Source organism: Methanobrevibacter sp. (assembly GCF_045112895.1).
Classification (GTDB): domain Archaea; phylum Methanobacteriota; class Methanobacteria; order Methanobacteriales; family Methanobacteriaceae; genus Methanocatella.
In genome coordinates, this window is the sequence record NZ_JBGUIH010000004.1 from 58,163 (window position 1) to 71,771 (window position 13,609).

At 32.6% G+C, this 13,609-nt stretch carries 5 protein-coding genes; 1 reads left to right on the plus strand and 4 read right to left on the minus strand.

The window, feature by feature from the left end; all coding sequences use genetic code 11:
- Positions 1 to 42 precede the first annotated feature (42 nt).
- Positions 43 to 4,380, minus strand: coding sequence for a right-handed parallel beta-helix repeat-containing protein (locus tag ACJMLD_RS00975; protein ID WP_405267107.1), 4,338 nt, complete (start codon positions 4,378 to 4,380; stop codon positions 43 to 45).
- A gap of 235 nt (positions 4,381 to 4,615) precedes the next feature.
- Between ACJMLD_RS00975 and ACJMLD_RS00980 the strand changes: the two genes are divergently transcribed.
- Positions 4,616 to 6,262, plus strand: coding sequence for a hypothetical protein (locus ACJMLD_RS00980; protein ID WP_405267109.1), 1,647 nt, complete (start codon positions 4,616 to 4,618; stop codon positions 6,260 to 6,262).
- Between the two features lie 19 nt (positions 6,263 to 6,281).
- On the opposite strand, the gene ACJMLD_RS00985 is transcribed toward ACJMLD_RS00980, so the two are convergent.
- The 3 genes from ACJMLD_RS00985 to ACJMLD_RS00995 form a co-directional block, all read right to left on the minus strand.
- On the minus strand, positions 6,282 to 9,020 hold the full coding sequence (locus tag ACJMLD_RS00985) for an Ig-like domain-containing protein (protein ID WP_405267110.1): 2,739 nt from the start codon (positions 9,018 to 9,020) through the stop codon (positions 6,282 to 6,284).
- A gap of 442 nt (positions 9,021 to 9,462) precedes the next feature.
- Positions 9,463 to 11,628 (minus strand): nitrous oxide reductase family maturation protein NosD, encoded by a 2,166-nt coding sequence (locus ACJMLD_RS00990; RefSeq protein ID WP_405267112.1) that lies wholly within the window; start codon positions 11,626 to 11,628, stop codon positions 9,463 to 9,465.
- A gap of 123 nt (positions 11,629 to 11,751) precedes the next feature.
- Positions 11,752 to 13,578, minus strand: a complete 1,827-nt coding sequence (locus tag ACJMLD_RS00995; protein WP_405267113.1) for a NosD domain-containing protein — start codon at positions 13,576 to 13,578, stop codon at positions 11,752 to 11,754.
- Positions 13,579 to 13,609: the final 31 nt, after the last annotated feature.

Here is a 13,609-nt window from a genome sequence, read left to right on the forward strand (position 1 = left end):
GAAAAAATAAAAAAAGAATAAATATGTAAAAAACATATTTATTTAAACTGGAATTTCGCTTTCGGGAACTTCATATTTTGAAGTGATTTTAAAGGTTCTGTATGTGGAATCAATTAAAGAGCCAACTGAAACTTCAATGATGTTATTTGCATCATAATAGCTAGTTGGATTGAATTTGAATGAACCTACACCGTTTATTACATTAAAGTTTACTTCAACTTCTTTTGCAGTTCCCCTATTCAATGTTGCATACATGTCAAATTCCGGAAGATTTGAAGCAACTTCACCATTTTTGTAGAATACTATGCTGTATTTACCTGGAGAGTTATATGTGAGATTATTGAATTTGATTGCAGTAGTGCTTATCCTAGGACACATTGTTCCATAACCTACAACCCCTGTATCATAATCCCAAGTTACAAGAACATTTGTGCCGTACCAATTAGGATCCAGCTTAAGCCTTAAAGACTCATTCCATTGCCCCGGACCATAAATTCCTTCAGGATTGGCACTCATCTCACCTAGAATCATCATGCTCGGACCCCTTGCATTTCTATAAATTGCATTATCGGTTACAATAGGTTCGACAGCATTTTCCGCAAGGTCATATGGAGCATTGAATCTCATTCCCTCTAAAACATTATCGGTGATTGTATTTTGAGTAATTACAATTCCTGTTGAGCCATTTGCATCTAGAGATATGCCTAAATGATTCCAAGCAATGTGATTGTGGTTGATTGTGACATTAACTGCAGAATTATTCAAGAATATTCCATATCCTGACGGGCCTTCGGGGACAGTCATGATATACAAACCGGTCTGGTCAGAAATTTCATTATTGGTTATTTCAGTGTTTGCAACTCCAAATCCATATTTGATACCATAATTGTTTTCCCTTATTGAATTGTCATCAATAGTGATCTGATTTGAGTATTCGGCAAAAATTCCGCTTTCAAATAAAGCAATGTCATTTTCTAAAAGTTTAACATTTGATGAATCTGAAACTGTGATGCCATAACCCGGCATATTTACGGTTCCATCGGCATAACTTTCAATTTTTCCTTCATCCAAACTATTTGAAATGAAATTATCTTTAATTACAACATTTTTTGCTCCATTAACAATGATTGCATCACCGGAATTACCTTTAATTGAAAACCCAGTGATATTTACATTATTGGAAACAACATTAAATACAGGATTCTTATCCTTTGCATTTAAAATGGTCCTATCTAGAGAATAAATATTCAAGTTATTGTTTACCTCCAAACAAATATCAAAATAATAATCGCCTAAAAACTCGATATCAGAACCTTTTGGAGCATTGCTTAAAATATCTTGAATTTCAGAATTTGGCAAATCGCTATCAACAAATGTTACGCCAGTCTTATCAGATATTGTAATTGTATTTATTTTAGAAACTGGTTTATACTTGTTATTACCACCAAAAATTGTTATTATTTCAAATGATTTTCCTTTTTGATTTGATAGGTCCACAGTAATCTTACCATCTGCATCAGTCCTTTGAGTGGCATTTTCACCATTTACCCAATACATCAAATTTTGATTGCTTAAAACTTTACCGGCCTTATCCTTCAATGTGATTCTATAGAGTTTTTGGCCATCAGCAGAGTAAGTTTTATTATAACTTTCAAGTTGGGTTGCTATCTTTGCAACCTTTACTTTTCCAGTAGCTTTCGAAGCTTTATAAATAGCATTTCCTTTATAATTTACGCTTACTCCATAAGATTTTTCCAATGGCAGCTTTACGGATATGCTGGCTTTACCTTTGCTATTGGTTGTTTTAGTGTAAGTCTTACCGTTAACTTTAATAGTTACCTTTTGTTTTGAAATGGCTTTTCCGGAACTTGTTTTCAAAGTTATTGTGTAAGTTTTTGCTTCTTTAGGGGTTGTTGAAACTGTAGGGGCAGTTATTTTTGTTTTTGTTTTAGCCACTTTAATCTTCCCACTAGAAGAAGCCTTTTTATAGATTTTATTTCCGCTATAAGTTGCGCTTACCTTATAATTTTTGATTTTGGAAAACTTGACTTTGATACTTACCTTACCTTTAGAATTGGTCTTTTTAGTGTATTTTTTGCCATTTATCTTAACAACCACTTTTTGTTTTGCAATCGCTTTACCTTTTGCATCTTTTAAAGTTACTGTATAGGTTTTGGATGTTTTTGGAGTAATTGTTACGGTAGGTGTAGACAACTTAGCAGTTTTTGATGAATATTTGACAAGTATCTTATTTGTTTTTGAAGCGGCTTTGAACTTCTTATTGCCTTTGTATTTAATAGTAATCTTGTATGTTTTCTTGTTTTTAGAGAACTTCAATTTGACTTTTGCAACACCTTTGGCATTGGTTGTTCTTGTGTAAGATTTGCCGTTTACTTTAAATGTGACTCTTTGTTTTGCAATAGCTTTGCCTGATCCATCCTTTAATGTAATTGAGAAATATTCTGCCATTTTCGGTATCATGTTCAAATTGGATGAAACAATTTTAGTGGCTTGCTTTTTAACAACCACGTTGGCTTTGGCACTGCTCTTTAGATAGTTTACATCATCACCAGCATAAACTATGCTGGCCTTATAAGTTCCTACTTTAGCAATGGAAACTTTGATTTTGGCTTTTCCATCGTTACCTGTTACCGGAGTGTATGTTTTGGAATTGAGTTTTATTGTGAGTGTCTCACCAGCAATAGGATTTCCATTGCTGTCTTTTAATGTGACAATTAGTTGCTGATTAGAGCTTGGATATGTATTTAGATTGGAAACCGTTAATGTAGTGTTTGATGGTGTTCCAGGAATGTATGCATCATCTACGGTGAAAGTTTTAGAAATTTTATCGTCAAAATTAACCCCATTAGCCGGAACCACAGCGGTTATTACATTTCCTGTTTCGCTGAACTCATCTTTGTAAAATTTGGCTGTTGCAGTTCCGTTTACCATCATTACGGTTCTATAAATATCTCCTTCATCAGGTTTAATATGTTTAGTTTCCTTGTTTAAGTAAAAGGTTACCGGGACAGAACTCAAATCCTTTGCAACGTTGCCATTTTCGTCAATGATTGAAATGGAATATATTCCTTTCCTGACTTGTCTGATTTCACTCAATTTAAGTTCATAGTTTCCGCTTAAAGACCATTGCACTCCACCTTCATATTTATAAAAGATTACAGGACAATTGACATTCTTGTTTATTTCAAATACATAACGCAAGAAAACAGCACCTTTATTGTCTGTATAGTCTCCTTTGCCATCACCTACATATTTATAAATATCTTTGGCAGCATCATATGAATAATCCCCCTTATTTGCACCTTTATAATCATAAGTAATGCGAAAAACCGGTCTTTCATCCTGAGCTCCTTCAAGACCCACCATATAATTGTTGTCGATTATTTCCCTATTGGGATAACCGATTCTTTTTACAGTGTCAACTAAATTTCTAACCCTGTAGTCATTTAAAACTTCATACATCTTATTTTGATTAAAGAAATTGCCTTTAATCTCGATTTTAGTGACATTGCAGTTTACATAAACTCCATGAGTATTATAGGCAATATAATTACTTAAAATGTAAACATAGTTAGAAGAAGTTAAGTTAACACCAACACCACTGTTGGTCAAGTTATTATATATTATCGTTGTATTTTTGCTTGATCCGGACACTGAAACTGCTGCGACTTTATGGTTTTTAATATCTGAATTCTCAACAACAACATTGTTTGAATTTTTAACGTTTACACCGCAGACAGCGTCCGCAATTGTTACATCATCAATGGTTATTCCATTTGCATTTTCCAGTCTAATACAATCTCCAACGCCATTATTGGAAAATGTACAGTTTCGTATTATGACATTTGAAGCTCCATCAATAAGGATACTATAACCCTGACTATCAAATAACATTCCATTGTCATTGATAAAATTAAATCCCTCAATAACAGTTCCGCTAGCCTTTGAAGTTAGATAAAAGATTCCTTGATGACCTGAATCCGCTCCTCCCTGATTGGAACAATGGCTAAATGAAGTTCCGACTTCGCTTTTGATAGTCAGCCTTTTATCGATTACCCTATGAACATGCTCATAGTAATTACCATTGATAATAATAGTATCTCCATCTTTTGCATCATCAAATGCTTTTTTAATTGTTTTATCATTCATTTCATTGTGGTCTTCACCTATCTTGTCAACAGTGATTGTATTGGTGGCGGCTAATGTATCTTCATTAGAATATTCCATCACATCGACAGATGAATCCGCAGTTAAATTATTATTGTCAAAGTTATTATCATCCATAGCTACAACAGAACTAATACACAGCAATGCAACTAATAATAAAGACAATAAAAACATGTTTCTTTTTAAATTCATATTTTCCCCACAGTTCTTGTTATATAACAATTGACATAAACATCAATATATACTTATTTACTATCAATATAATTAATATATTTTTGTTTATTCTTAAAAATTTGCTTAAATTGCAATATATTTTGTAATGAAATGAAGAAAAATACATATAGAAATAGCGATAAAATCAAGATTAATTCTATATTTTGGGGGATTTATTATTAATAAGATAACATTAATCTGTGCAATACTTCTATTGTTTTTAAGCATAACCTGCGTAGGTGCAGCAGACCTAAATGAAAGCTTAGATGGTGGTGAACCACTATCCGCATGTGAAAATTCTGAAATTATAACTGCAAAAAACGATATCGGCGATTTTTCTCAACTCAGTGATGAAATCAACCGCTCTTTTGAAAGCAAGAAATTAGATTTGACTAAAGATTATGCATTTAATCCTGAAAAAGACAACGAATATGGCGAAGGAATAATAATAGATATTGATGATTTGACAATTGATGGCAAAGGCCATACAATTGATGCTGACAAAAAGGCAAGAATTTTCAATATTAAATCAAATAATGTCATTTTAAAAAACATCAATATTGTCAATGGAAAATCACAGTCCAATGGAGGGGCGATATACTGGAGCGGATTAAATGGTACAATAATAAATTCCCAAATAAGAAATAGCGCAACTCCAAACATCGGCGGCGGAATCTACTTTGAAAAAGATGGAAAGGTTATAAATACCAATTTTGAAAACAACACTGCATATTTCGGAGGTGCAGTAAACTTTCAAAACCAAGGTAAAGTCATTAATTCCACACTAAAAGACAACTACGCAACATTGCTTGGTGGAGGAATATATTTTGTCGATGCAGGATCTGTGATAAATTCGACATTAACTAGAAACGAAGGCGGAGACGGCGGAGGAGTCTACTTTTTTAAAACAGGCCTTGTTGATAATTCAAAATTTTTAAATAATATTGCCATAGGATATGGCGGAGGTGCAACAAGCGACGGAAATCTTATTGTAAGAGATTCCTATTTCGCCAACAATTCAGGAATGTTTGCAGGTTCAATATTCTTTAAAGACACAGGAAACGTTGAGAACACCCTATTCATTAACAATTCTGCAAAGCGTGAAAGCGGAGCTCTATATTTCATGAGAAAAGGAACCGTTGATAATTCCACATTCATAGAGAACTCTGCATCATGGGCGGGCTCAGTTCTTTTTGATAAAGAGGGAATTGTTAAAAAATCCACATTCACATCAAATGCCGCTGCAACAGAAGGCGGAGCGATATATTTCAGCACAATAGGAACTGTCGAAAATTCCATATTTTCACAGAATTCCGCCAATTCAGGTGGTGCAATCTATGCGCAATATGGAGAAATTACTATAAACAATACTAAATTTAGTAATAATCTTGCAAAATTAAAAGGAAGTTCATTGTATCTGTCTTCACAAAAGATAAGTCTGAATAAACTATTATTTACATCAAAATCAGATTATGACAATGAGCTCTATATCAATAATCCAAATACTTCCATAAACAATATCGTCTTTAAAAAGGTAGTGGAAACTAAAATTGTAGAAAAGGTCATTAAACCTAAAACTAAACTCAAAACAGCAATAACAGCCAAATCAAAAACTTTTAAAGCAAAATCAAAGACCAAAAAAATTACCATCACCCTAAAAGGAAATAAGAAGATACTTAAAAAGAAAAAAGTAACACTAAAAATCAATAAAAAAACATATACTGCAAAAACTAACAGCAAAGGAAAAGCGACATTTAAAATCAAGTTAACCAAAAAAGGCAAATTCAAAACAATAATCAAATTTGCTGGAGATAAAACCTACAAAGCATCACAAAAAAATATCTATATCAAAATAAAATGAGGAGGATTAACCTACCTCACTATTTTTTTATCTTTAAAGTTGTTTTAACCTGAGATTTCAAGTATTTAACAACAACAGGATATTTCCCTATTTTTAAATTTTTAAATGTGACAGTGGCTACACCCTTTTTATTGGTCTTAGCAGAGTAAGTTTTTCCTTTAATCTTAAAAGTAATTTTCTTGCCGGAAATGGCTTTGCCCTTACTTGTTTTCAAAGTAGCCGAATATTTAATCTTTTTAGCTTTTTTCTTAGTAGCGCTTTTAGCTTTTAATACTTTTTTAATGGTAATCGTATTTTTAACCGTGAATCCCTTGTAGGTTGTTGTTACTTTGTATTTTCCAGGAGTGAATGAAAATGTTTTAGATGCATAACCTTTCTTATTAGTCTTGACATTGTATGATTTTCCTTTTACCTTCATCACAACAACCTCGTTTTTACCAGCTATCTTTCCATTTTTACCTATTACACGGACTTTGAATGTTGCCTTTCCATTATAATCGACAACAACATTTTTGTTATTAATTATCTTAGATGGATTTTTAGTTGTTTTGAATTTAAAACTTTGATCATTTAGTTTAAGTGACACATAAGTTTTTTTAGGAATGACTATGGATTTTGATAAATATCCTTTCTTAACCAATACATTATTTCCATTGTTTATGGATACTTTAAAATTAGGCAATGAATTTAGCGAATATAACTTTGAACTTGAACCCTTGACGTTTTTGATCTTATTTAATTCAATGACAAAGGATCCCTTTTCATATTGCATCCTTTTGGAAGTGCTTTTAATACCCATTATAATCCAATTGAAATCATCCGGAAGATTGATGTTCAATAACTTTTCAAAGTCAGGAGCATTATCTCCCCACCAATTATTATTTAAATTACTATTTTCACCATTTATGAAAATGGCTTCCCCGGCAGACGCCTTATTGTTGAATAATGAGCTATGGGTTATATTAATGCCTTTTCTTGCAATAATTGCTCCTCCTTCGCCGCCAGCAACATTATTCTCAAAAATGGAACCTGAAATATCAATCAAATCATTATTATCAATTGCTCCCCCATTTTTAGTTGCTTTATTGTTTGTGAAGTTGGATTTGATAATCTTTAAATCACCGCCATTATCAATAGCTCCAGCGCCGTATGCGCTGTTTTTATCGAAAAGTGAACTAATTATTGTTAATCTGCCTGCATTATCAATAGCTCCTCCATAACTTATTGCATTATTTGATGTGAATCGGGAATTGTCAATCAAAACAGTTCCATTAATGTTAAATATTACTCCACCTTCATCGGAACCTGTATTTAAGTTAAATACAGAATTGGATATGTTAACGTTTCCTTTAGTTACATCAATTACTCCTAAACTATGGGTAACTGTATTTTTCTGGAATTTAGAATCTGATATGGATAAATTAGTGTCAGTATAAATAACTGCTCCACGACTGGCCTTATTATTATTGAATGATGAAGACTTAATTGTGGTCAATTTGCCACCATTGTAAATAACTCCAGCCAAATTAGCTTGATTATAATTAAAATTGCTATTAAGAGCATTGAAAATTCCTAGATTGTAAATTGCCCCACCAACATCCGCAGAGTTTGAAATCAGATCAGATTTCACTATATTTAAAGTGCCCTCATTATAAATAGTTCCTTTCTCTTCTGCAGAATTATAGCTTAACTTTGAATCAGTCAGATTTACAGTCCCTTTGTTGTAAATAGAACCTCCATTATCGGCAGAATTAGAGGTTATTGTGAATTTTTTAAGATTCAATTTTCCTGTATTGTAAATTGCTCCGCCTTCAATAGCTGTGTTGTTAGTTAACTTAACATTTTCCATGTTATTTATTACATCGCCAAGACATAATCCTCCTCCATGGATTGCAGAATTATTCTCAAATAGGGTATTTTTAATAGTATATGAGAATTTAACGCCTGCAATTGTACCTAAAGTCGAAAAGATTCCTCCGCCTTGGTCAGTAGCAACATTATTACTAAAAATACAATTAGAAGCAGTAAGATGTCCAGTATTTCCATACATTCCGCCACCACGTTCGGCAGAGTTATTTTTAATGGTTGAGTCTTTGATTATCAATGTACCGAATGAATCAGAGGCCAAACCTCCACCCTCTTCGGCACGGTTATCTTCAATGACGCAGTTTACAACGTGCATGGTATCCTCTGAAATGTAAACTCCACCGGCATAGCGGGCTACATTGTATCTGATATCACAATTATAAACATCACACATTCCCCAACTTTTGATTCCCCCACCTATATGTCCTGCGGAGTTTGAATAAAACTTGGAGTTATTTATTATCAAATATCCCCTATTGTTATATATTCCGCCACCACGTTCGGCAGAATTATTGATGAATGTGGAATTAATCAGCTGGAAATCACCAAACCTATTGTAGATTGCTCCGCCTTCATTACTGCGATTTTTAATGAAAGTACAATTAATTACATTGCACTTAGTGGTGTAGCTATCAATTGCCGCACCGCAATCAGCTTTATTGTTTTCAAACAAAGAATTATAAACCGTTATTTTAGAACCGGCAGATCCACGAACGGTACCAGAATCGGCACTATTATTTATGAATTTTGAGTCTTTGATTGTCAAAATGCCGTAATTATCAATTGCCGCGCCATTCTGTGAAGTCTTACCATTGATAAATGTCAAACCATACACTTTAACATTTGCATCCTTGGAAATAGAAAATATATTTGATTTGTAATCGGCATCCAATACTGTATTTGACGAGGAAGCACCATAGATTGAAATGTCCTTATTGATTTCGATTACTGAACCGTTTCCTTGATATGTCTTATCTTCCAGGTGGATTGAATCGCCATTTTCCGCATTATCTATTAAATTTTGTATAGAAGAGAAATCGTCATTAACTTCAGTTAAATTTGATGTATCATTGTCCTCTGCATAGACTGCATTAGCAATTAATATCGAAAAAATTAATATTAATAAAAATATTAAGTTGAATCTAATTTTTTTAATGAAATCCTCCCCCTAAAATTTGATTTGACAATATCCGGACAATATTAAGAATAGTGAACGATAATACTTCATTTAAACACAATCAAGTTATTTTCGTTATAAACATGATTGAATAACCTATTATTTGATATATAAAAAATAGTATTTATAAATTTTTAAAAAGAGAAAAGAAAAATTCTCATTTAAAAATCCTTATTGTATTCGATTTTGAGGTTGCCTTATATTTGGCATTTCCTAAAAAGTTCATGGAAATCTTATATTTTTTAACTTTAGAAAGTTTTATGGACAATTTAGCTATCCCTTTACTGTTCGTTTTAATTGTATAAGTTTTGCCATTCAGTTTCACAATGACCTTTTGGTTTTTTAAAGGTTTTTTAGCGCTGCTAGTTAATTTCAATGAGAAAGTTTTCTTTTTGTTCCTTTTAATCTTAATATTGGATGCTGTAATCTTTGATTTTTTAGAGCCTGTTTTGATTATGATTTTAGTGGTTGCTTTTGAAGGTTTGTAGTCATCACTTCCCAAATATCGCAAAGTTACTTTGTAAGTCTTTTTTTTAGATAGTGAAACTTTAACTTTAGCAATTCCCTTACTGTTGGTTTTTGCAGTATAGGATTTTCCATTGAATGTGAAAGAAATCTTTGCACCTGAAATTCCCTTTCCTTTGCTGTTAACTAATTTAACTGATAAATACTTATTAGATAATGGATAAGTGGTTATTTTTGAAGCTGTTAATTTAGTGGTTGGATTTATCGGAACACTGGAATCCTTAATGCTTAATTGAACATGAGCACTATTTGAAACCTTTTCAGACATGCCCGGAAATACGGCAGTTATTATATTTCCGGTTGTCTTAAAAGACTGATAATTGCTTCTAAAGTCGGCAGTTCCGACACCATTTTTAATTGTAACCTTTTTATAGATGTCTTCCGCTTGCGGTTGAACTGTAGAATAATCATTTAAAAACACTAAAATATCAATTGAATTAAAGTCCTTTGCAATGTTTCCCTTTGAATCAATAATAGAAACTTGATATAAACCATTTTTTATTTGTTTAAGGTTTAATTTTAATGAAAAATCATATTTTCCGCCATTTGCAGGTGCTTGCAATGTCCAAGGGATGCTTGTTGTATAATATGTGTATCCGCATGGAACATCCCTGAAAATAAATGCATTTTTCATATATACATAGGATTTTGCTTCAGCATATTTGCCTTCGCCAACACTGCCGTAAACATCATTTTCAGCATCATATTTGAATTCGCCGTGATCACGTTCAACATAGGTCCTGTGATGAAGAACCATTGAGGTGTGACCTTCAAAATAGTTATTATCGATGTCTGTGAGCTTATCTGCGCCAGCCTCCTTATTTAAATTTCTACAACGATAATCATACATGATTGCATGAAGACCGTTATTTATAAATATATTTCCTTTAACAATGAGTTTTGTAATATTTGTATTAACATATATTCCAGAACCTGTGTCCTTATCATTCAAGCCATTGTCTCTAATTAGATTGTTGAGAACTGAAATGTTATCTGCACTTTCAAGAGATATTCCCTTATTCTTATTATTTTCAATTGAATTCCTTTTAATATTGATATTTTTTGAATCATCTGTTATTGAAATTCCTTGATTTACATTATTTGAAATGACATCATCAAGAATATTAATCATTGATGAATTGGTAATCTTAACCCCGAAAAGAGTGTTATTGATGATTAAATTAGATAATTCTATATTTTTAGAATTTTCTATTGTTATTCCCTGAAATTTAAACTCATCCAACTCATTATAATTTTCTGTGCAGTTGGAAATTGTAATGTCTGAAGCATTTCTAATTAAAAAGCTAAATGGTGTTTGAGCACGGGCGGTATTTAAAAATGTAATTCCCTTAAATACTGATCCACTTCCACCTTCAGTTATGTAAAATACTCCAAAATCCCCTGATCCTTCGCTTTGGTAATGTGGACAAGGCCCTAATGTAGTGCCGGGAGTTCCAATAATGTTAAGTGTTTTGTTAATAATAAAATGACAATGAGCAAAATTTCCATTTAGAACTATTGTATCCCCGGAATTAGCACAATCAATTGCATTTTGAATTGTAGGGTTTAAAATCTGATTGGGGGTCTCATTGCCTACTTCAACAGCAATATTTTTGCTGCTTAGAACTTCATCTGGTATTGAAGTTAAATTGTCATCAATGCTGTTTTGCAAAACGTCATCTGATGAAACTGATGTTCCATTTAAGCCATTTGAACTATCCGCTGCAGAAATCGGACATATGTTCATCAGAATTATCAGTAAAATTAAGGAAATTATAAATGCACTTTTTAATTTCATAACATTCACCCAACGATATGAATATATATGATGAACATGTTATTTAAAAAGAGCATATTTCATTGAATTGAAACTATTTAAAAAAAAAGAATAAAAAATAAGTAATAAAGAATTATTACTTATCTATTTTTTTACAGTAATTTTAACTTTTTTGGTTGAAGCTTTGAACGCTTTATCACCAGCGAATTTGACAGTAGCTGTGAATGAACCTTTTTTAGCCACTTTTACACTAATAGTTGCTACACCTTTAGCATTGGTTTTAGCTGAGAAAGTTTTACCGTTTACTTTAATGGTAACTTTTTTGCCTTTAATAGGAGTTTTACCGGTTTTTAAAGTAACTTTGATTTTTTTAGCTTTTTTAACTTTTAAGGTTGCTTTTGCAGCAGTTAATTTAGTAGCTTTTTTATTTACAGTGATTTTAGCAGTAGTCAAAGCGGATTTGTATAAGTTACCTTCACCTAAATATGCAATGGTTGCGTATTTGGTAGTAGCACCAGCATATTTGACTTTTAAGGAAGCAACACCATTATCATCGGTTTTAACTATTTTAGAAACACCATCAATAATGAAGTAGACTGCTTTATTAGCTAATGCAACACCGTTAGAGTCTTTTAAAGTAGCTTTTAAGTAACCATTGTTACCTGCATAAACAGCAAGGTTTTTAACAGTTAGAGTAGTACCGAATAATGTGTCAGCACTGAAAACTTTATTAGCATCTAAAGTATTGTTCAAGTAAGCGTTAGAAGCTGAGAAAAGTTCTCTTCCATCAAATACGATAGAGATACCTTTAACATCAGCAGGCAAAATATTTCCAGTCACATTAATAGGAGTTGTGATTTCTAATGAGTTACTGTCTCTTACTAAAATGTGGAATAAGGTTACGTTTTTAGCAGCATCATCGTATTTTTCTACAACGTTGTTGGTAATATTGATATTACCAATTTGAGTTGGAGAACCGTGTGCTTCGTTACCTTTTTCAGCAGCAATTAAAATATTGTTAGCAATAGCTTGGAAAGTATTGTCGTCAATAGTAATGTTATCTGAAGATTTTTGGATACTGATTACTGGTAATCCTTGCCAATTGATTTTTCCTTCTTTGAAGAATCCACAGTTAACGAAAAGGTTGCCTTTAATTATGGAACCTGCAGTGGATGCGCCACCGAAGTAGATGGAGTAACAGTTACCTTCGAAGTAGTTGTCGATTACTTGGTTAGATCCACTACCTTGTGCAATGGATACACCGTCAAGAATAGGTCCCACGAAAGAGTTGTTTTTAACGACAATTTCAGAAGATTGTCTGTAGATGTTTAAAGATTTGGAACCTTGTTCTTTGTTTACAGTAGGGTCGTTAGCTAATTTGGTTGAATATCCACCTTTGAATTTGTTGTTTTCAATTGTAAAACCAGTAGTTTGCATTACACAAATACCACTGTTGAAATCAGTGAATTCGCAGTCTTTAACTAATCCTCCATCTGCAGCTGAAGCACTTACACCCCAACCAGCAACAGTTCCATTATATTTGAAATCGTTTTGAGGATTGGTATCAATGAATTTGATTCCCTGAATAATTACGTTTTTAGCTTGGATAGCAATAATACCATTTCCATCACCGTAACCTTTAATGGTTGTGGTACCTTTACCATCAACGATAATACCATCAGTTTTAATAGTTACGGTATTGTTGGTAAAATCATATAATGCGTTTTTACTTATATCTACTGTATCTCCTGTTTTAGCTTTATCAACTGCAGCTTGTACATCTGCAACATTAGCGCTTGCCGGTTCAATAGTTGAACCGATGACATCTGCTGAATCATCAACTGCAATAGCATCTGCTGAATCATCAACTGCAATTACATCAGCAGCAGCATCTTCTGCTGAAACGGCACTTACAGATAATGCAATTAAAACAACTAAAAGAAAAGATACTAATACCTTTTTGTTATTCATGATTTTTCTCCATTAATAAATTTTTTTGAAA